The sequence below is a fragment of the Streptomyces sp. NPDC058052 genome (genome assembly GCF_042885515.1).
Taxonomy (GTDB): Bacteria; Actinomycetota; Actinomycetes; order Streptomycetales; family Streptomycetaceae; genus Streptomyces.
Window position 1 is genome coordinate 1 of record NZ_JBHVRX010000063.1, and the last position, 20,564, is coordinate 20,564.

The 20,564-nt window shown below is 68.8% G+C and carries 14 protein-coding genes; 10 read left to right on the forward strand and 4 right to left on the reverse strand.

What is annotated here, in order from left to right; genetic code table 11:
- Positions 1 to 290: 290 nt before the first annotated feature.
- The 4 genes from istA to ACFVU3_RS39550 all read left to right on the forward strand — a co-directional run bounded on the left by istA (position 291) and on the right by ACFVU3_RS39550 (position 6,426).
- The gene (gene istA / locus ACFVU3_RS39535; RefSeq protein WP_390073635.1) at positions 291 to 1,943 is read left to right on the forward strand and encodes an IS21 family transposase; all 1,653 of its coding nucleotides are present in this window, start codon (positions 291 to 293) and stop codon (positions 1,941 to 1,943) included.
- Positions 1,940 to 2,773 (forward strand): IS21-like element helper ATPase IstB, encoded by an 834-nt coding sequence (gene istB / locus ACFVU3_RS39540; RefSeq protein ID WP_390073636.1) that lies wholly within the window; start codon positions 1,940 to 1,942, stop codon positions 2,771 to 2,773. The genes istA and istB overlap by 4 nt, the downstream gene beginning before the upstream one ends.
- Positions 2,774 to 2,918: 145 nt before the next feature.
- Entirely contained in the window at positions 2,919 to 3,383 is a 465-nt protein-coding gene (locus ACFVU3_RS39545) for a hypothetical protein (protein WP_390073637.1), read from the forward strand.
- Between the two features lie 1,786 nt (positions 3,384 to 5,169).
- Positions 5,170 to 6,426, forward strand: coding sequence for a helix-turn-helix domain-containing protein (locus ACFVU3_RS39550; protein ID WP_390073638.1), 1,257 nt, complete (start codon positions 5,170 to 5,172; stop codon positions 6,424 to 6,426).
- Positions 6,427 to 7,911: 1,485 nt separating this feature from the next.
- Here ACFVU3_RS39550 and ACFVU3_RS39555 read toward each other — a convergent pair.
- A complete protein-coding gene (locus ACFVU3_RS39555) occupies positions 7,912 to 9,144 on the reverse strand; it encodes a 2-isopropylmalate synthase (RefSeq protein ID WP_390073639.1) in 1,233 nt (410 codons plus the stop codon).
- Between the two features lie 444 nt (positions 9,145 to 9,588).
- Here ACFVU3_RS39555 and ACFVU3_RS39560 point away from each other — a divergent pair, with 444 nt between their 5' ends.
- The 4 genes from ACFVU3_RS39560 (at position 9,589) to ACFVU3_RS39575 (ending at position 12,505) form a co-directional block, all read left to right on the forward strand.
- Positions 9,589 to 9,894 (forward strand): hypothetical protein, encoded by a 306-nt coding sequence (locus ACFVU3_RS39560; protein WP_390073640.1) that lies wholly within the window; start codon positions 9,589 to 9,591, stop codon positions 9,892 to 9,894.
- A 654-nt stretch (positions 9,895 to 10,548) separates the two neighbouring features.
- Positions 10,549 to 10,767, forward strand: coding sequence for a hypothetical protein (locus ACFVU3_RS39565; RefSeq protein WP_390073641.1), 219 nt, complete (start codon positions 10,549 to 10,551; stop codon positions 10,765 to 10,767).
- Positions 10,764 to 11,666: a sigma-70 family RNA polymerase sigma factor gene (locus ACFVU3_RS39570; protein WP_390073642.1), complete on the forward strand. Its 903-nt coding sequence runs from the start codon at positions 10,764 to 10,766 to the stop codon at positions 11,664 to 11,666. Before ACFVU3_RS39565 ends, ACFVU3_RS39570 begins: the two co-directional genes overlap by 4 nt.
- The gene (locus ACFVU3_RS39575) at positions 11,663 to 12,505 is read left to right on the forward strand and encodes a hypothetical protein (protein ID WP_390073643.1); all 843 of its coding nucleotides are present in this window, start codon (positions 11,663 to 11,665) and stop codon (positions 12,503 to 12,505) included. Before ACFVU3_RS39570 ends, ACFVU3_RS39575 begins: the two co-directional genes overlap by 4 nt.
- A gap of 183 nt (positions 12,506 to 12,688) precedes the next feature.
- On the opposite strand, the gene ACFVU3_RS39580 is transcribed toward ACFVU3_RS39575, so the two are convergent.
- Positions 12,689 to 14,332, reverse strand: a complete 1,644-nt coding sequence (locus ACFVU3_RS39580) for a serine/threonine-protein kinase (RefSeq protein ID WP_390073644.1) — start codon at positions 14,330 to 14,332, stop codon at positions 12,689 to 12,691.
- A gap of 1,334 nt (positions 14,333 to 15,666) precedes the next feature.
- On the opposite strand from ACFVU3_RS39580, the gene ACFVU3_RS39585 reads away from it, so the two are divergent.
- Together ACFVU3_RS39585 and ACFVU3_RS39590 are read left to right on the forward strand one after the other, a co-directional pair.
- Positions 15,667 to 16,005 carry a hypothetical protein gene (locus ACFVU3_RS39585; protein ID WP_390073645.1) on the forward strand — a complete coding sequence of 113 codons (339 nt, stop codon included), beginning with the start codon at positions 15,667 to 15,669 and terminating at the stop codon, positions 16,003 to 16,005.
- Positions 16,006 to 16,008: 3 nt separating this feature from the next.
- Complete coding sequence (locus ACFVU3_RS39590; protein WP_390073646.1) at positions 16,009 to 18,156, forward strand: hypothetical protein; 2,148 nt, start codon at positions 16,009 to 16,011, stop codon at positions 18,154 to 18,156.
- Between the two features lie 89 nt (positions 18,157 to 18,245).
- On the opposite strand, the gene ACFVU3_RS39595 is transcribed toward ACFVU3_RS39590, so the two are convergent.
- Together ACFVU3_RS39595 and ACFVU3_RS39600 are read right to left on the reverse strand one after the other, a co-directional pair.
- Entirely contained in the window at positions 18,246 to 18,641 is a 396-nt protein-coding gene (locus ACFVU3_RS39595; protein WP_390073647.1) for a hypothetical protein, read from the reverse strand.
- Positions 18,642 to 18,816: 175 nt separating this feature from the next.
- A complete protein-coding gene (locus ACFVU3_RS39600; RefSeq protein ID WP_390073648.1) occupies positions 18,817 to 20,307 on the reverse strand; it encodes a DUF2971 domain-containing protein in 1,491 nt (496 codons plus the stop codon).
- Positions 20,308 to 20,564 lie beyond the last annotated feature (257 nt).

Here is a 20,564-nt window from a genome sequence, read left to right on the forward strand (position 1 = left end):
GCAGCAGCGATCCTGACCGAACCTGGCCCCTGCGGGCTGGTGGCCCCTCTCACGAAGGCAGCCATCATGACCGCAGACGCATTCCACCTCCCCCTTGTCTAGGACGGCCTCTTTTGGCCCCGGGGGAACGGCTTCGTGTGGCCCCACCGAGGAACGGTTTGAAGTGGCCCCACCTGGAAGTCGGCACGGCGGGGATGCACTCGTTTGGAGTAGTGCGGTATTGACCCGGATTCCGGGCCGGCATCACGCTGTGTGAGTAAGTGGTTACGGCCGTGTCAGGAGGCCGGGTTTTGCAGCGTGTTGAGTTGTTCGAGCGGATCCGTCGTGACCGGAGGCTGGAAAACGCCTCTGTTCGTGAGTTGGCCCGCCGTTACGCGGTCCACCGTCGGGTGGTCCGCCATGCCTTGGACAGCGCGTTGCCGCCCCAGCGCAAGGAGCCTGTGATGCGCCGGTCGGCGCTGGATCCGGCGAAGGGCTGGATCGACGAGATGCTGCGGTCGGATCTGACCGCGCCGCCGAAGCAGCGGCACACCAACAAGCGGATCCTGGAACGGTTGCGCGACGAGTACGGCTTCACCGCCGTCGCCTACACCACCCTCAACGACTACCTGCGGGTCCGCCGGCCTCAGATCAAGGAGGAGGCGGACCGAGCCCGGATGATGCACGAGGGCATGGTTCCGCAGTTCCACCGGCCCGGTGAGGAGGCCGAGGTCGACTTCGCCGAGGTCTGGGTGCGGGTGGACGGCAAGCCGATGCAGTGCCAGCTGTTCACGCTGCGGCTGTCGTATTCGGGCAAGGCGGTCCACCGGGTGTTCTCCACGTCGGGCCAGGAAGCGTTCATGCAGGGGCACGTGGACGCCTTCCGGATCCTTGGGGGCGTCCCGACCAGGCACATCCGTTACGACAACCTCAAGCCGGCGGTCTCGCAGGTCTGCTTCGGCCGCTCGCGGGTGGAGTCGCAGAGGTGGGTGGCCTTCCGGTCGCACTATGGATTCGACGCGTTCTACTGCCGGCCCGGCATCGAGGGCGCCCACGAGAAGGGTGGGGTCGAGCACGAGGGCGGCCGGTTTCGCCGCTCGCACCTGGTCCCGGTCCCCGACGTCGACACGCTGGCCGACCTGAACGCGCGGATCGAGCAGATCGAGGTGGCCGAGGACGCCCGCCACATCGACAACCGGCCCACGTCGGTCGGCTTCGACTTCGACTACGAGGCCCCGCTGCTGGCGCCGTTGCCGTTCGAGGAGTTCGACGTCGGGCTGACACTCACGCCGAAGGTCGACAAGACCTCGCGGATCACGGTCCGCCAGAACAAGTACTCGGTGCCGGCCCGGTTCATCGGCCAGAACGTCCGTGTCTCACTGCGGGCGGACGAGGTCTGGGTCTTCGAACGGCACGAGCTCGTCGTCCGCCACCCGAGGCTCGCCGGCCGCTACGGCTTCCGGGATCTGCTCGACCACTACCTGGAGATCCTGCGGACCAAGCCCGGCGCCCTGGAGAACTCCACCGGCCTGGCGGCGGCCCGAGAAAGCGGGTTGTTCACCCCGGTCCACGACGCGTTCTGGGCGGCCGCCCGCGAGACCAGAGGCCGGGCGGAAGGCACCCGGGCCCTGATCGACGTCCTCCTTCTGCACCGCCGGCTGCCTGGCGAGGCTGTGATCGCGGGGATGAACGCGGTCCTCCAGGCCGGGTCGGTCTCCCCGGACCTCGTCGCGATCGAGGCCCGCAAGGCCGTCGCCGCAGCCGGCGGACCCCCGCCCGTCGTGATCGCCCCGCCGGCGACCGTCGCTGCCGCTGAGGACGGGCCCGAAGACCAGGACATCGTCTCTGCGCGGGTGATCTCCCTGCCCGCACGTCGTCCTGAACTGCCGCCGGACACCCGGCCGGAACCCTCACTGGCCGCCTACGGCCAGTTGCTCTCTATCCAACCGAAAGGCTCAGCATGACGCAGAGCACCTCCTCCGCCCCCGCGACCACGGGGCGGTGGGGCTCCTTCGGCCTGCCCGCTCAGCGCGGGGCCGACCCGTCGGCCACGATCGACGCGGCCTGCCGGAACCTGGGCCTGTCTGCGATCCGCGGCCGCTGGGAGGAGTTCGCCGCCCAGGCCCTGCGCGAGCACGCGTCCTACGCGGACTTCCTGGCCGAGCTGCTGGAGAGCGAGTGCGAGGACCGCGACGAGCGGCGCAAGTTCCGCCGGGTCAAGGAGGCGGGCTTCCCCCGGAACAAGCGGATCGAGGACTTCGACTTCTCGAAGAACCCCAATGTCCCGCCCGAGGTCATCAACACCCTCGCCCAGCCCGCCTGGGTCCAGGCCGGCAACCCGCTCTGCCTGATCGGCGACTCCGGCACCGGGAAGTCCCACCTGCTGATCGGGCTCGGCACCGCGATCGCGGAGGCCGGCGGACGTGTCCGCTACACGACCGCGGCGAACCTGGTGAACGAGCTGGCCGAGGCCGCCAGCGACAAGCAGCTGGGCCGCACGATCAAGAAGTACGGCCGGGTGGACCTGCTCTGCCTCGACGAGCTCGGCTACGTCAAGCTCGACCGGCACGGCGCCGAGCTGCTGTTCCAAATTTTCACCGAACGCGAGGAACGGCACGCGATCGCGATCGCGTCGAACAGGCCGTTCACCGAGTGGGACCAGACCTTCACGGATAAGCGACTCTGCCAGGCCATCGTCGACCGGCTCACCTTCGAGGCCCACATCATCGAGACCGGCACCCAGTCCTTCCGCCTCGCCAGCACCACAGCCAAGCGCAAGGCGGCCGCGGCCTGACGAGAGCGATCTCGTGGTGAGAGCGACGGCTGAAGCTATCGCTCTCGCCGCGTATTCAAGCTCTCGACAAGCGAGACCCCGCGCAGGGCCCAAGAGGCTCACTGGGAGACTGCAAGGAGTTAAGTCTCTTGGGTGGGGGCGGGATATGAACCGAAGACTGTTCGGTCTGGCATGCACGCTGATCCTGGCGGCATCGGCCAGTGCGACCGGCTGCGGCCGCTACTCCCCATGCCCAGGGGCGGGTCAGCGGCCGGAGGGAATCAGCACGCAGGACCTGGTCGGCACCTATCAAAGCGCTGTCGGACGCTTGACTCTCAGCAACGACGGGACGTTCACCACACTCGGGTGGCCCGCAAGTCTTGAAGAAGCCACCGGTGACCCGCAGAGCAGAACCGGAAGCGGAACTTGGAAGCTGACTACCGCTGACGACTCCGGCTGGCCTGTCTCCTTCACCTTCCACAAGATCAGCGGCTACTGGGACAGCGACATCAACGGTGGGTACTACGGAGACGGTCTTTACGTCAGCGGCAGTCGCGAGACCCCACACCTCTACGGATACGTCGGCGACCCCGACAGCTGTGAACTCGACACCTTCACGCGCAACCGCTGAGACACGCTTCCCATGGTCTCTGCCGATGAACTTGGGCATCGTTCGCACGTGAGTTAGTCGACCACACCCAACAAGGCGCCCGCCCGTCCGCAATCCTGTCAGGGGAAGCAGCCGGGCGGGCTCCGTGGACCCACGCTACCGGCCGCCGCGGACCGCCGTCCGCACCTACCGGCCTCCTTCCCAGGACTCCCGCGAAACGTCACCCGATCGAGGGGTGGGGCCACTCCAAACCGTTCCTCTCCGGCACTGCCCTGACCAGTCACCCACACGGCTCAAAAGTGGGGCCAGACGAAACCGTTCCGGTGGGGCCACTGGAGACCGTCGCAGACACCCCCTGAACCCGGCCACCTTCCATCACTGCCTCCACGAGTCCAGGACACGCGTGCTCACCCCCCTCACACGAGACACAGGTTCAGGTGTCACGTTCCGTATCGCCGGGCTACGTACTCATCGCCAAAGGAGCTGGAAGAACAAGAGCGGCACGGGAACCACGCGGAAACAAACCGCCTCCAAGGCCAACCCCTGCGAGGCAGCCGGACTTCAGCGACCTCCACGGCCCCCCGCACACCCCGTGCAACCGCCCGCGGCCCACCGCCGATGAACCCGGCCCCCGCTGCACCTTCCCCAAGACCCCGCCGCGACCCACCCGGCCGACCACCTCCAAACCGGCCGGCCCCTCACCGACCGCATGACACCACCGGCCATCGAAACGAAGCCCCCGCCGCGCCCTCACGTCTTGGATCCGAAGGTTATGCGCCCGAACCATCGAAGGCCCCTCGCAAGCGGGCAGCTATCCGGTTTGACCGGGCGTGGTCGTCGTGGGGGCGGGGGGCGGTGCGGGGGGTGTGGCCGGGCAGGAGCGGCAGCGCGGAGGCGTGGGCGGTGAGGGGTTTTCGGGCGATGCCTGCCTGCTCGGTGAGGAGGGCCCCGGCCCGGTCGGCCCGCTCGAGACACGCCGCCGCCGGCCGGGCCGGCGCGGAGCACGGCGGGAATCAGGGCGGTGGCCGTTGTGCCGGAGGGTGACGGGCGGCGGGGATGCCGCTTCGGCGAGCCGGTGCGGCACGGGCGCTGACCACAGGACAGATGCCGGGCGTGACCTGCGGGTTCACCTGTGCCGGTGTCGTGCAGGAGCCGAGGGGTTCCTGCGACCTGCGAGGGTTCCCGCCTCGTGTGTGCCGCTGAAGATCTTTTCAGGGCTCGCCCGCGGTATGGTCAGAACCTGACGCCCGGGGAATACGCGGGGCGGGCCGGGGGAGTCACCCCGGTGCCGTCGCCCGACAAGCTGTGCCGTACCCGCCAGTGCTCAGTTCAGCTCAGCTTTGTGAATGGAACGGTGCCGCACCGTCCAGGATTCCCTGATCCTGCGGATTTCCGTGTTCTCGCGCCCGGCTTCCCTGGGAGGAGCCGGCCGGTACCGGGAGGAGCGCGGGACGCGTGGACGCGCCTGCGCCTGCCGCTCCTGATCGACCGGCGTTTCCTGGCCCCGTCGAACAGCGGCCCGGGCTGCAGGTTGTGCGGGGCCGGACACGCGTCGGTGTAGTGCGAGGCCCGGGCTGCGGGGTGTGCGGGGCCGGACACGGGTTGGTGTAGTGTGCGGCCGCCTGCGCGGGGAACTGTACGTCGCGCCGGGCCACAGAGGTTGGGCCGGACGTTTGTGGGAGCGGGTTGCGCCTCAGTGCGTATGGTGCGAGCGTCCGGTCGTTTTTGGGCGGCGTAGCCTGCTGGGGGGCACGGGCCGCGACGATGCGCCTGGCCGGCTCCGTACGCTATGGGAGGGAAGCCGGGTATGGCGAACAGTGCACAGGCGGACACCGTTGAACTGGGGGCGATGCTCACCGGGCGTGCCGCGGTGAACGTCCGGCTGGCTTTGGTCGCGGACGCACAGCAGTGGATCCTGCACCATGGGCAGGTCACTTTGGACGACGACGCCGTGAAGGAGCGGGTCTGGCGCTATGACACGGCGGCGTTTGCGGAGCTGCGCCTGCCTGGCTCGACGGTGGCCGCGCTGCTGAGGGGCGATGAGCAGGAGATCCACGGTCTGCGCGTGGCCGCCCCCGTTCCGCAGTCGTCCGGTGTCTCCGTCCATCGGCTGCGGGGCCAGGAGGAATGGGGCCGGTCGACCACCTTGTGGCCGCGGACCGAGTGGTCCATCAACCGGGACATCGACACTCCCCGGCCCGGCTACGACCTGTTGGTCGGACACGGTCCTTCCTTCCTGAACTTCGACCAGGCGCTCAGTGCCTTCCTCCACCAGCGCCCCCACGACAGCACCGCGGGCCGTTCGGATCTGTGGCGCATCGTCCAGCCGCAGCGTGCCGGCTGGTTCCCGCGGATCACCATCGGCCCCGACCTGCTGACGGCCGAAATCGATGGGGAAGACCTGGACGGCGCGGTACTGGAACTGAACTGGGCGTCGGGCAGCCAGGCCCAGCCCGTCGACGGTGCCGGCACCTACAGTTTCCCCTTGCCTCACGGACTCGCGCACGACAGCCTGTTGATGCTCCGCCGCGAAGAGCGGTGGCTGGACTGGCGCAGCTTCCCGGCCCCCGCATACGGCCGTGCCCGCGACGCCTCGGTCGTCTGGGAGCAGCCCGGCCTTGAGCTGGACCTTCTCCTGGCGCATGGAGAGGGACCGCACCTGGAGTGCAAACGAGAGGTACCGGAAGGCGAATCACGGAAGAAGATGCTCAAGACCATCGCCGCCTTCGCCTCGAAGGACGGCGGCACGATTTTGATCGGCGTCGAGGACGACCTGCAGATCGTGGGCCTGCCCGAGCAGGCGAACGTCGACAAACAGAACCTCCAGATCGTCAGCATGATCAGGGACACCCTGGAGCCGGTGCCGCCCTACGAGTCGCGCGTGATCGACCACGAAGGCAGGAAGGTCCTGGCGATCGAAGTCTCCAGCGGGGGACAGATGCACGCCTACCGCAATGGACAGCGCCTGGAGTTCTACGTCCGCGTCGGCCCGAACACGGTGCCCGCACGCCACCACGAGATCGCCGCGGGATTCCGGCAGGATCCAACCGCCGCAATCTTCTGAGAGCCGCCGCACCGGCGGTACCGTCCCCGCAGGCCCCTCGGGCCCCTGCTCGCCTCACGAGCCCCGCCCGAGGGGCTCTTACGGTCGAGACGCGTCCGACCTCGTCCGGCCGGCGACAAGCACCGCCCGGGCGTATCGGAAACGATCGGCCCGTTGCCGGACCCGCTGCGCACCCTTGGCGCTCAGCCCCCTTTGGCCTGCTGCCCGTGTTCCGGGGTCTTGGATCACGGGAAGCGGGAACCGCGGTGACGTCGATCCACCTCTCCTCCGGCAACCCCCGGTGGATGCCAAAGACCGGGGCAGACCTCCGGGCCGCGGCCGGCAGCGGCCTGTTCGAGGAGAGCCACCACCTGGACCTGAACAAGCACCTCGAACAGCAAGGGCGGCAGCAATGAGCGCCATCAGGGGTTCAGCTCGCGAGGTTCGGTGACGCCGGTGAGCTGCCACATCACCCGTCCCGTCCCCGCCTCCGCTCCGTCCCCGCCTCCGCACCGCCCCCGGCCCCGTCCCGTCCCCGCCTCCGCACCGTCCCTGGCTCCGTCCCGTCCCTGGCTCCGCACCGTCCCCGGCGTGCGCGGCGGCGACGGCCTCCGGGACCGTGCCCACTGCGGTGACCGCCCAGCCGCGGGCGGCGAGGTACCGGGCCTGGCACTGACCCTGAGATCCCGCGCGGCCTGCGTGAGGGCCCCTTTCCCGGGGACCGCGCCGACTCCACGGCATCACACGTGAACGCGGTCGTGTACAGCCTGCTCCTGCTGCTCCTGCCACTGACTGCGGCGGCGTCCGCGAGGTCCTTGCGGGGCCCGGGGTTTCAGTGGGCTGTCGCCTCGCGGAGGTGTTCCAGGTAGCGGTTCGGTTCGCTGCCGTGGGCCTGGTCCTGGGCTCCGTGGCGGATGTGGGCCAGGTTTCCGCGGGGGTGATGCGCAGCATGGTGGTGGCGGCGTGGGGGGTGCCGGTTCGGCGCAGGGTGTCGGCGTCGGTTACGGGGATGCCGGGTCCGAACATGGCGGTTGCCTGGGGGGCGGTGGCGGCCGGGGGTGTCCGGTGCGGTTGACGCTGCTGACGTACAGGTGCGGGAAGCGGTCGAGCAGCGCGGTGAGAGGCTGCCAGCGGACGCCGAGGAGGAGGAGGTGCCGGTCGCGCAGGGCGGGGTGGTCCAGGCCGGTGGCGGTGTGGGGTGGCGCGTGGGCACGAGGAGGGTGACCAGGTGGTCGCGCAGCAGGGTGGTCGCGGTGCGCCGGGCGGCCGGTGTCAGGTCCAGGCGGGTGGCGAGGCCATTCCAGGTGGTGTCGTCGGGGACCCACAGGGCGACTTCCTGGTGGACGGGGCGGCCTTTGGCGTCGTTGACGGCCTGGGGGTGGTGGCGGTGACGACGTAGGTGAGGGGACTGGGGTTGGGCAGGACGGCGGCCCGTCCGGTGGCCAGGGCGTGTGCGGCGGCGCTGGTGTCGAGCGGGGCGGTGGCCGGCATGGGGGGCGGGTCCGTTCAGGATCGGGGCGCGGTGGCGGTCAGGCCGTCGAGGCAGGCGGCGAAGTCGGCATCGTCGATGACGGCCTGGTTCAGGCGGTAGGCGCGGTCCTTGGCCCAGGCCAGGGCGATACCGGTCTGGACCGGGTCGAGCCGGTGGCCCAGCCGCTCGGCGACAGCGCTCAGCACGCGCCGGCTGGCGAGGTGGGTGAGGACCACGGCCGGTGACAGCCCGAGATGCTGCTGAGGGTCGTAGGGCTGGAAGGTCCGAGGGTGGGTGAAAGGGGTACCGGTGGAGATGGTGGCGACGCCGGTGCCCACGATGGGAGTGGTGACGGTGAGCGGGACTCCGGTCTCGCCGGACACCATCTGTGCGATGGCCGGCAGCCGGGTCAGGTCCGGCTGGGTCCACCACGGTTCACAGCCGGCGCCGAGGACCTGCCCGGCCTTGGCCCGGTTGCGGGCGAGCAGGAAGAGCAGCTGCTCGGTGGCGGTCATGCCGCTGCGTTCGGCCATGCCCAGCCACGAGCACGCCGCCACCCGTACTCCGCTCTCCAGGGCGGCCAGGGTGTTGGCCAGGCCCAGGCCGAGGTCGTTGTGCAGGTGTGAGACCAGGACCGCTTCGGGCCCCGCACCGGCCGCGACCCGCCGGAACAGGGCCCGGGTCTGGCCGGGCAGCAGGTCGCCGACCGCGTCGGCCAGCACGATCGTGCCCGCCCCCTGGGCCGTCATCGCACCGGCGTATTCGGCGACCAGGCCCAGGTCCGCCCGGGGCGTGTCGACCAGACACACGTCCACCGCGACCCCGTCCGCCAGGCCGACCGCTTCCTTGACCACGTCCAGACCCTGGCGCAGGGCATCTTGGGCGCCGCTGTGCACCAGAGCGCGGGCGGTCGCCTCGGAGGCGGCCACGATCACCATGACCCGCGCGTGCGCCGCACCCCGCACCGCACCCAGCGCCAGCCGCACGTCCGCCACCGTGCCCCGGCAGATCGCGGACGGGCTCACCGAGCCCTGCGCCTCCGACGCGACCCGCCGCGTCGCCTCGAACTCCTGCCCGCACACGGAGGGGAAGCCGGCCGCGAACACCACGTGCCGGGGCCCGTCCACCCCGAACACCGCACCTTGTTCGCGGGCCAGCCGGACCCGGAAACCGGCACTCATCAAGGTCTTGGCCTGCGCACCGCCCCGCGCGGACTCCTCGAACAGCACGACCCGGCCGGCCCTGGCCGACTCCCTCACCACGTCCACCGACGACAAAGCCCCAACCCCCGCCTGACACTCACGTATTTCGCTCCGTCACGATCCGCTCACGCGGATCCTGGGACACGCCCAGGTGGACGAGGGCTGTGTTCGGCACACGACGCCGGTGTCAGCCCCTCCGTGCCGCTTCGCCGAGAGGCGGCTTTGTTCGTGCACTCGTCAGAGGTGGTGCTGGTGGCCCGCTCGCCGCACCGGCCCCGGCCCCCGGCCGGGAGGGCGAACCGGCTGGGATCCCGCTCGCCGGCACGCAGGTGGTGAACCGCCGCGAGGGACGCTGACGGGGTGAAAGGAAGAACCCCGGCCCCGTCGGGTCGTCAGCTCGATGAAGATCACCTTCTGCGAGGAGTCTGCCGATGCGTTCTCGAACCGTCACCAGTGTCGTACCGTACTGCCGGCCGGCGGCCTGATGGGCGTCGGCGGGGGGCACGGCCCATGCCGACGCCGGCGTTCCCCACGACGCCGCGACCCGGGGGCAGCCCCTCCCAGACGCGAGCCTCCAGCAACTCCACGAGCACGTACGACGACGAGGCCCACAGCGGCACCGCGAGCAGACAGCTCCCCCTGGGCGTGGCCTATGTGATGTTCACCTGCTGGCGCCAGATCTACGGGATCATGTGCATGGCGGTCTACGGGCACCTCGACTACGCCTTCACCGGCTGCCGCGCGCTCTTTGACGACATGATTGCCGGCCTCCTGGAGCGGCTCGGCCTGCAAGTCAGCCCCAACCTGCGCCCCTGAGCGGCCAAGAGCGTCACCGCCGTATTCAAGGCCACCGGCGACGACCCTGAGGAAGCGAAGCAGAAGGGGAAGGCAGGCGGCGATGCCGGAGGGCACGACGTGGCGCTGCCCTGCTTGAGGCAGACCGGACGCGGATCCTTCGGTGGATGACAGTGGCAGCGCACACAGGGCGCACGGGAGCAACAGGTGGTGGTGCAGGGGCTGTTGTCAGAGTGCTGCGCTACGGTCATGGTCCCCGTCATCGGGGGCGTTTCGTCCCGCCCGGCCTCTACCTCAGGCCGGGCGGGAACGAGTGGCGCGTGCTCCCTGGTGGTTCTCGGCACGGGAGCCGGGCCCCTTCCGGATGGAAGGACGACACCTTGGTGTCCTGACTCCAATTTGGGGGTCTGGCCGGTGGGATTGCAAGGAGAATCGGGAACTTCACCCGCGAAGCGGCGTCAGCAGGCTCGACGTGCACAGGAACGGTCATCTCCGACCGCATGCCGCACCTTCCATGCATCGCAATGTTCCGTAATTCCATGATCACGTGGCGTTAGCGGCATCCACCGGTACATGCTGATGCTCCTTCAGCAGCGGTTCGGCACCCGCGAGTTGAAGGGGTCACCTCTGTGTGGCCTTCCGGATGCACAGTACGACGACACGCAAGGAATCACGATGAACAGCAAGCTGACAGCGGCGGCCATGGTGCTGTCGCTGGGCGTCCTCGGCTGGAGTGTGGCGATGGCGGCGATGGGGCATGCCGCCATCATCGCCACCCTGGCCCCGGTCCTCGGTCTCACCGTCACCCACGTCCTGGCCGGCTTCCGCAGCAAGACCGCGGCCGTCCCCGGCACCGCCACGACGGCGGTCGACGAGGAGGACAGCGCCCCGTGACCCCAGCGCACAACGCGACGGGGCCGGCTTCCGGGCCGGCCCCGCTCCGCCCCGGCCGCAAGCTCGGCCCCATCGCCTCCACCGTCGGCAGCGCCCACCGCGCATGGCTCACCCCCACCCGCGAGCACTACCTCCTCAGCGGCCGCACCCTCGCCGACCTCAGCGCACGCGTACTCGCGAAATCGAAGCTCTCCGAGCTGCTGCGCGGAGTCGGCCACTACCCCCGCTGGGAAGTCATCCACCGCCTGGCCGAGGAACTGAACATACCCACCTGGCCCCTCCACCGGCTCTGGAAGCAGGCAGCCATGGACGCCGGCAAGAGCCGCGACTGGGTCGACCGCTCCACCGCAGGCCGGCTCGCCGTCACCACCCAGCCCGGACCGCCCATCGAACACGGCGCCCTGCGCTCCATGGTCGAAGACGGCTACCGCCGCTACGCCGGCGTCTTCCTGACCGACACCGTCCTGGACGCCGCCGTCGAGGAAACCTTCGCCATCCTGTGGCTCTCCTTCGACGACGCCCTGGCCAGCCCCGACATCCGCCGCTACGCCTGGAACATCCTCAGCGCCACCGTCAAGGCCAGGGCCGACCACCGCGACCAGCGGCCCGTCCTCGCCGACGCCGCCTTCGACACCGCCGCCCTGCACGCCCAGGACTCCCTCGACCACCAGGCGGCCCAGCTGGCCGAGTCCCTGGAGATGTTCGCCGCCATCAGCAGGCTGCCCCTCACCCAGCTCGACGTCATGGTGCTCAGGCGCCTGTGCGGCTTCACCACCGAGAAGGTCTCCGACCTCCTCGGCATCCCGCTGGCCCTCGTACGGTCCAGCGAACGCCACGCCGACCGGTTCCTCGCCGACACCGTCGAGCCGCCGGCCCACACCGGGGGAACCACCTCATGAAGAAAACCCACCTCGACAACCTCCTCGCCCGAACCCTCCTCGTCTTCGAACGAGCCGTGCCACGCGACACCGTCCCCGCCCGCGACCCGGACCCGAAAACCCCCAGGCCCGTCGCCCCCCGCCACCCCACCGACCACAACACCGCATCGGCCGCCGAAGACCTGCGCACCCTGTGCGAGGCCCTCGTCACCCACACCCCCGCCGACGCCGTCGCCGACTTCCTCACCGACCAGATCCCCGAACCCCGCAGCGCCATGGTCCTGGCCTGCGTCCTGCAGCTCACCGACACCGACGACGGCGCCCGGTTCTGGTGGCAGTACGCCGCCGGCGCCGGGCACGCCGCGGCCGCCTACTGCCTCTACCTCCACCACCTCGCCCTCGGCGAGACCCACGCCGCCCGCTGGTGGCACGAGCAGACCGACGACGACACCCCCGCGGTGAAGACCGTCCGCACCACAGTCCACCGCGGCAACACAACCGTCGCACTCTTCCACGAGGAGGAGACCTCCGCCGCGACCCTCCTGCGGCTTCTGCGGCGTCTGGGCAGGCCCGCCCCCCGCCCCAGGTCCGCCGCCCTCGCCGAGCTGATGGCCTACATGCCGACCGCTGTCGCCGTCGGCTACCTCCGCGAACCCGACAGCGAGCTTCCGCTGCCGGGAGGAAGGTTCGCCCACGAGATCCACGCCCTGCTCACGGCGAGCGCCACCCAGCCCGACCGCCCCAGCAACCTCCCCGCGCGCACCAGAGGCCGTGGCCGCACCCGCACCGGGCCGCGGCAGGTCACGGCCGGCTCTGGGCCAAGGATCCCGCAGCCCTTCGGCGAGGCCGCCTCATGCTGAGACCCGCCAGCGCGCACATGGCACCGTCCGGCCGGCAGTCACGAGCAGCCGAAGGCTCCGGTCCCTACCGGTGGCAGCCACCTGAAACCAGCGCCGTACGCCGTTCGGCCGCCGGCCTGTCGGACCGGCAGCGACCGAAAGTGCGAGGCGGGCGCTCACGCCAAGTGGAGCAGTGCAGCCTTGTCAGACGCGGCAGTTCATGCCGTTGGTGACTTCGCGAAAGCTGGCGATCACGGGGTTTGCCATGGATTCGCGGTAGACAACGACCACTCGTCCGTAGGGCCATGTGATGTCGGTGCGCATTTTCTCGTTGCCGAGGCTGCAGCCGGTGTACATCATGCTGCGGTGCAGGTCGGTGTAGTCGCCGCCGTTCTCCCACACTGTGGTCGAGGGGCCGGCGGTGAGGAACATGGTCTGGGCCTCAGGGCTGAACGTCACCTGTACCCCCTCAGGCAAGGCCCACTCGTCGCGAAGGAACTTCTGGAGTTCCTTGTTGATGGATGCGGCGATGCCGCGTTCGGAGGCGGTCATCGCATCGCGGGCGGCCGACCACTCCGTGATGGTGGGCTGGGCGTAGTCGCTGCGCGTATAGGCGGGCTGAGGTTCGGCCGTCGCGGTGACGGTGGCCTTCGGCGCGGTGACGGTGGGGCTGCTGACCGCGGTGACGGCTGCTGCAGTACGTGCCGGAGGCACAGAGCTTGCAGGGGGAGTGGGAGAAGGGGTGGCGGGCGCAGAGGACACCGATGGTGAAGCAGACGGCAGCGCGGACGCCGCGGCAGCCGAAGGCGCCTGCCGTCCCAGGGCCGTGGACGCGTAGACGGCCGCGGCGGCAATGACCAGAACGGCGGCCGCGGCTGCGGTGATGTATCCGGCTCTGCGCGCCCGGCCCTGGCCTGTGCCGGCCGGCCAGGTCTCTTCGGGAACGGCCGGCAGAGTCCAGTGAACGGAATCCAGGCCGCCGTGCGGCACGGCTGCTGAATCGTCCTGGGCCAGGACCTGTGTGTTCTCCCCGGCGAGCAGAGCTCTGCACGCACTGCTCAGAGATGCAGCCGTGGGGCGGTCGCCTGCCTCTTTCGACATCGCATCCGCCACGAGGAGGGCAAGGTCTTCGGGCAGACCCGCGAGATCGGGATCCTGCGACATCACACGGAAGGCGACAGCGTCTGGAGCTCCGGTCCCGAACGGGTGACGACCGGCCCCGGCATAGGCGACGAGCGCACCCCAGGCGAACACGTCGGACTCAGGTCCGACGCTGCCCGTGCGGTACTGCTCGGGGCTGATCCAGCCCGGCGTGCCGGTCAGCATCCCCGTCCGGGTGACCGAGGTCCCGTCGAAGGCGTGCGCAATCCCGAAGTCGAGAAGACGAGGCCCGCTGGGGGAGAGGATCACGTTGCCCGGCTTGATGTCACGGTGGATCACACCAGCCGCATGGACCGAAGCCAGAGCGGCGGCGGCGCCGGCGGCGAGCGCGAGAAGCACGGCACCCCGTAGCGGGCCGTGCGCGGCAATGTGCTGCTGCAGCGTCGGACCCGGTATGTAGGGGGTGGCAAGCCACGGACGCCCGGCTTCACAGTCGGCCGCGACCACCGGCACGAGACACGGCCCGCTCACCCGGCTCGTCAGCGCCACCTCACGCCGGAACCTGGCACGGAACTCCTCGTCACCGGCCTGAGCCGGATGGACGACCTTCACCGCCAGACGGTCACCGCCGGCATCCAGAGCGGCGTAGACGGTCCCCATCCCCCCGGTCCCCAGGCGGCCCACTATTCGGTACGGACCCACGCGCGCCGGGTCCCCGGCAAGCGCAGGCAGAATGCGGGCAGTCACGTGGGTTCCCTCTCCGGCCGGGCGTATGGCGATGGATCTTACGTGCCACCCCCGAACGGACGGTCATCCGTTCATGCGGAGCATGCCTGGCTGGAGATACCGCAGGAGGAAACTGCTCCGGGAGCACCGGGCTCCTCCGGCAGCCCGTGGCCAAGGCCCCGTGGCCCGGGACGTCTCCGTGACCGAGGGACACGGCGTGCGGACACGCCTTTCGTCAGCGGCCGGGAAGCCGCGCGGAGGCTCTCCGATAGTGCGGATGGTGTTCCGCAACTGCCGCATGGGCATTACTTCAAGCTCCTCAAGAGCTCGCGCGGCCCCTCTCATCTTCGTGTGATGGTCGGGGGCCAATCCAGTGTGCCCCCACTTCTTCGAGACGAGGGCGTACGTCCTGATCCAGCCTGTCCATGCCTGCACGATCTCGCCGAACCAGACCTTCCTCGGCCCGGAGGTGAGGCAGAAGACGCTGTTGATCAACGCTTCTCGCGCCTGGTAATCGCGAGTGATCAACCTGTCACGGTTCAGCCTCTCAGCATCCGTCGTGTCGTTCTCTGCGGCCTGCAACTGCTGACGCAGCTTGGCGTTCGCCGCCCTATTGATCCGAAACCTTTGGGTTCAGGCTCGTTGACCTTGCGTGAGGGATCTGGTGGGGGATGCGCGGACGTGGTCGCCGGACGCGCAGGAGGCTGTAGCCAGTGAAGTTGCCGCCGCGAAGTACGAAAACCCTATGCTCGTGCCGGTTCTGTACTGCGGTATTCGCAGGGGTGCCTGCAGGGCCAACGCAACAGGGGGTGCGGTCGGTGTCGACCCAGGACCCGCGGGAGCAGCGAACGCCACCGGGTCGATCTGACGCAGCCCGCAGACAGGTCACGGAACACACCGCAGCCGCCTCGCCCAGATCCGACGCCGCAGCGAGCAGCGGCTGTGCACGGTCGAGCGCCCCAAGCGACGCGCCCAGGGCTGAGACATCCGCAGGTGAGACGCCAGCGGACAACCATGCTCGGAGCAGTGTCCCGGTGCGAGATCCGACGTCATTGCGGAAGAGGTGCGCACCATGTCCGGACTCGTGGGCGCCGTCTGCGTCTCCTGTTTCGCTCCGCTCCGCAGCCGACTCGACGTCCGCGCCATTCGTACCCGCTGTGTCTCGCCTCCGACGGTTGATCTCAGCCAATCTCCTGTGTTCACTCAGCGGACTTCGGGGAGCCTTGCGATCCTACGTCCGTCGCTCTAGGTGACTGATTCGTCACCTATGGATCATGGTTCGGGGGAAGACAATGAGTGAGCATGCAGAGCTGGTCGCAGTAACTGCCGCGGCGGCCGCAGCTCTTGTCGGTGAGATGGTGAAGGACAGCTGGGCATCTATGCGGGCGGCCGTGGCCCGCCTCTTCGGGCACGCCGACGAGTCGGAAGCAGAGCGCCAGCTCGCCCGCCTCGATGCAGACCAGGCCCAAGTGGGCACCCTTGACCGGGCCCAGCTCGAGGGGCGGTGGCAGCGCCGATTCATGACGTTGGTGGAGGACTTCCCCGACGCCGAAGACGACCTGGCCCTGCTGGCCGGCCGCCGGGACAAGGATGAAACGCCGGGCGTCAGCCAGAACGCGACCGGCAACACGGGACCGGTCATTCAGATCGGGCGGGACAACTCCGGCGCCCTGAACACAGAGGGGCGACGCTGACAGGTGACCAACGAACCATCACCGCAGTTTCCGCATCAGGTCTCCCAGGGCAACAGCGGTCCCACAGTGCAGGTGGGAGGTGACAACCAGGGTCCCATCTCGGTCACACACCGGCTGCCGTTGCCCTGTCACCCCGTACCGGCAGCGGACCGACAGGCCGCAGCCGAACCCCTGTGGGTCCACACCCCCACCCCTCAGAGGGTCGCCGACCTGCTGTCGGCCACCGGCCTCGCAGTCATCGTGGGGGAGCAGGGAACCGGCCGAAGGATCTCTGCGCTGCGGGCTCTGGAAACGCACCTCGCACCGGGCTTCCCCGTACGCCAGCTCTTCGACCTTGCTCCCGACTGGGAAGACGACGACACACCGGCGAAGGACGTACTGCCGCAGCCACAGCCAGGATGCGGCTACCTGATCGACGCATCATCACGCAGAATCAGCCTACAAGCCGCTCTTGCCCTCACCGCCTGGGCTGAGCGTCTGCACGCCGCCGGCAGCTGCCTGGCGATCACCGGAGAAGCACGGGACTGGCAAGGCGACAGCCACCTTGTCATTCAGGCCGTACGACCCGACGCCCTCCAGGTCGCACGCAACCATCTCGCTGTCCGCCTCTCATCACCAACCCACGCGCACTGGCTCCACCCCGATCCCCACCAGGCCCCAGACCGCAGCCGCTTCAGGGCCCCTGCCACTCCGGACCGGACCGCAGGGGTCTTCGCCGATCTGATCCCGCGGGGCGTCAGCCCCTCAAACGCGATAGAGATCGCCTTCCGCCTCAGCCGTGTCAACCCGGAACGACTCGCCCGAGCCGTCCAGCAAAAGGAAGGCCACAACGGCCCCGAAGCCCAGGAACAAGGCATCGGAGAGCTGAAGAGCATCCGGGACGAGGTCCTGCAATGGACCACCTTCCTGGAGAAGACCCTCACCGAGACCGGCACACGCGGCCAGGACCGGGTCATGCTCCTGGCAGCCGCATACCTGGAAGGCGCGCCCCTGGAGGTGTGCATCAGGGCAGCTGGCGACTTCAGCCCCGACGACGGTCCTGTCGCGCGCCGCTTTCGTGAAGGCCGCAGCCCCCGCCGCCGCCTCCGCGACGTGGGGGTGGACGTCACCCCCGACGACAAGGCCGACTTCACCAGCAGACCCGGCCTCGCACTCAATGCCATCCGCATGGACTGGCATCACTGGGCGGACGAGCGCGAGCAGACCAGAAAGTGGCTGGAGCGGATCACCGCACCCGACGGAGTCGCTGCACCCTGGGCAGCTCAGATCGGCCGGCGTCTGCTGGAGCTGTCCCGCACCGCAGCAGCCGATCCCCCCTTCTTCCCTGTCCTTACGGAATGGACTGCCCCTGCACCAGGCCAGACCAGGATCGAAGACGTCACCCAGCTCCTCACCCATGCCGCGGCCACGGACGGGATGGCCCGCGAAACTCATAAGGTATTGCTGGACTGGGCATCGCCGAAGGCCAACCCTCACCGCCGGGAGATCGTTGCCAGAGTATGCAGCGGCGCCTACGGCAAACGATGGCCGCACGCAGCCCTCGTCCGCCTCAGGCATCTGCTGAACCACGACGATCTGGCTGCCCAGATCGCTGCCGACACCCTGGCAACCTACGCGGACAGCACAGGGACCGCCTTCGGTCATGTCATCGACACAGTCGAGTCATGGCTGGAGAGGTACCCCTCCTACTCGGCCGGTGCCCGCGGATTCCTGGCACTCGTCCAGTCCTCGACCGCCAACAGCACACTCACCAAACTGATCACCACGGCCCAGGCATCTCCCAAGATCCGGGACTTTCTCATCACCGGCTGGTGGGCAACCCTCGAACAGCCCGGAGTGCGTGAACAGGCCCACCAAGTTCTCCTTGCCTGGGCGCGGGCCGTACACGAAGGCCATCTCGACCGCGACTTCACCTTCGGGATCCTCACCGACGTCCGCAACGCGCATACGCCTGTCGACGCGATGTCACGCTTTCTCTACGGAAGTCCCGAACACGAAGACCCGGCACTGATCGACGCACGGTTTGCGCTGGCCAACCTCCAAGCATGCCAGCACGAACGCTGTTTCCGCCCGGACTGCCCAAACCTTCAGTCAGCACCCTCAGCCGGCCAGGCAGCAGCAACAGAGGGCGCAGAGGAACCCTCTCATTAGACCTTGCTGGTGTCAGCCCAACGTCGCCACGCTACGGCGCTCTGCGCTGCCGCAGTCCGTTCGGATGCCGTCGCCGGACGAGGGGCGTCTCAGCCGCTCATGTCGGGCGCTTGTGCCTGTATCGCGGCCGTTACTGCTTCCAGGTACGCGGCGTACGTCTCTCGCTGGATCCACGTGAACATCACGGTACGCGAGTTGTTCGCGATGGCTTTCTGGGCTTGGGCGGTCGCGATGCACAGCTGGCCCCCGTCCTGCCCGGTGGCCAGCTGTACGTACCCGTTCACAAGACGGGTCGGAGCCTTGGAGCGGACCTTGACGACGGCCTTGAACGGGATCGCACAGTCCCTTGCCCCGGACACTTTCCCGATGAGTTTGCGCTTGATCTCGGCGCGGTCTGCATAGAGCGTCACCGTCGCGACGTAGCCCTTGAAGATCCGCTCTTCAGGCATGGGCGCCGGCGCGCCCTTGGAGAGGTCGTATCCCATCGCATCAGGGTGCCGCTCGCTCACAGCAGGTGGCCTGGATCGGTCGATGCACTGCGCGCGTCGCTTCCTCACTCCGGGCCGGCGTCTTGCGGTTGGCGTATTGGAACAGCGACCCGACCGGGGGGTCGGATCGCCTGGCATCTCGGGGGCAGTATGGGCCGGCAAGCTCAGGAGCTCAGTCAGCGGTGGCCGACTGCGTAGCTTTGCCGGACGGTTCTTCGTCGACCATGCCTCGGGCCTGGTCGAACGCGGCGCGGGCGTCGTGGACGACGGTGGCCAGGTCGGCCATGAGAGCAGCCACCGCAGCGGGAGCGTCGGGCGCGTCCACCTCCCGCCGGTCGCTCCAGAACTCCTCCTGCTCGTTCCCGGTGTCGCGTACGTGCTCGATGACGACCAGGGCATGCAGACGCAGCCGTTCACCGTCCAGGACCTGGAGGGCCGCGGAGGCGACCAGCGTCTCCGACGAGAGCGGCAGGTGTGCCACATGGCAGAGGAAGCCGCTCTGGTAATGGATCTTCTCCCCTGGGACGCCGGGTCTGCGCTGTCGCTCTTCCTCGGGGACCGCGGTGGCGCCGCCGGACGTGGGGTGGAGCTTTGTTCCGGGCCAGAGCCTGAGGTGCGCCTCCAGCGCGCGGATGCCTTCCTCGAGCTGCTGCAGCGGTGTACGGGCGAGCGCTTCTGCGTCGTGGCGGGCGGATTCCGCTTCGCTCTCGGCGTTCTGCAGGGCGAGAAGACGTTCTGCCAATGACCCTTCACGCTGTGCGGGGGGTGTCGGGCCGAAGCTGGGCCGGTCGCCGGGAGGAAAACCTTCCAGAGGGACGCAGAAGAGCCTGCGCTGGTGGAACTGCAGCTGCTCCACCTCTACGTTCGGGTAGCTCTCAAGGGCCTCTTGGACCATCCGCAGGTTCTGCTCGGAGAACCTGTTGCCCAGAACGACGCCGGTGACGGCGTCGTGGATGTCGATGTAGTCGTAGCCCTCGGACTGGTTGAGCAGGACGAGCCGGTACTCGGATTCGTAGGCCCAGTCGCTGTGCTTACGGAAGAACAGCGGGTTCTTGTTCTTGGCGGCGTATGCCAGAGCAGCTGCGTCCGCCCCGAACTCCTTCACCTGGCCGAGGTCGACGCCGCTGATGGTGGAGGCGGAGTTCTGCCCGTTCAGATAGCGGACCGGCCCGTGGAAAGCGAAGGTCGCCGGCTCCGAGTGGCGCAGGAAAGACTCGAGGAGCTTGTCCTGGTCCAGTCTGAGGCAGACGCCGGCGTACTTGTCGCCGTAGTGGGACCACAGCGCGAGGTGTGACCATCCGCGCGCCGCGTCGCGGTTGAGGATGTCCGCGGCCGGGACGAAGTCGCGTGTCAGGCACCCGACCTTGGTGTGCAGGCGAAGGTGCCGGTCAAGTTCCTCCCACAGGGAGAAGGCGGCGTCGATGTCGTCGCCCATGGGCCCGGAGAGGGTCGGAGGGTGCGGCTCTGTCTCCCACAGATCATTGGTCTTGGGGTAGGGCGAGAGACGCAGCTTGCCCGTCGCCAGGATGATCGCGGCCGCCTGTGCGCTGGTGTAGTGGAACAGGTCGTTGGTCGCGGACCACTGTGTTGCTGCCATCTCGAGTTCGTTGTAGGACTCGTATGCCTCTGCCCGGCTTAGGGCCGGGCCATCGTTTGCAAGCATGGGTTCCTTCCGTCGCCACAGGCGTGATTCCGGTCTGTGGATCGACACTCTACCCCCATTATCGTCATCGTGACGAAAATAGGGGTGTGTCTCAGGCGCCGTCCCCGCTACGCCCAGGGGATGGCCATGACCAGACTGCCCGACCGCACTGGGAGCCCCGGAGGCTAAGAGGTCCTAACAAAGGCGTTGGACATGACGGTGGGTGATCAGGCAGGCCGCGAGGCCCAGGAAGGCTTCGTGGATGTCGTCACGCCGTT

Bases quoted from the DNA above. Each gene is read 5' to 3' on its own strand.
- ACFVU3_RS39595 (WP_390073647.1), bottom strand. From the start codon at position 18,641: ATGGGATACGACCTCTCCAAGGGCGCGCCGGCGCCCATGCCTGAAGAG.
- ACFVU3_RS39565 (WP_390073641.1), top strand. From the start codon at position 10,549: ATGAACAGCAAGCTGACAGCGGCGGCCATGGTGCTGTCGCTGGGCGTC.
- istB (WP_390073636.1), top strand. From the start codon at position 1,940: ATGACGCAGAGCACCTCCTCCGCCCCCGCGACCACGGGGCGGTGGGGC.
- ACFVU3_RS39550 (WP_390073638.1), top strand. From the start codon at position 5,170: ATGGCGAACAGTGCACAGGCGGACACCGTTGAACTGGGGGCGATGCTC.
- ACFVU3_RS39545 (WP_390073637.1), top strand. From the start codon at position 2,919: ATGAACCGAAGACTGTTCGGTCTGGCATGCACGCTGATCCTGGCGGCA.
- ACFVU3_RS39560 (WP_390073640.1), top strand. From the start codon at position 9,589: ATGCCGACGCCGGCGTTCCCCACGACGCCGCGACCCGGGGGCAGCCCC.
- ACFVU3_RS39600 (WP_390073648.1), bottom strand. From the start codon at position 20,307: ATGCTTGCAAACGATGGCCCGGCCCTAAGCCGGGCAGAGGCATACGAG.
- ACFVU3_RS39585 (WP_390073645.1), top strand. From the start codon at position 15,667: ATGGTGAAGGACAGCTGGGCATCTATGCGGGCGGCCGTGGCCCGCCTC.
- ACFVU3_RS39575 (WP_390073643.1), top strand. From the start codon at position 11,663: ATGAAGAAAACCCACCTCGACAACCTCCTCGCCCGAACCCTCCTCGTC.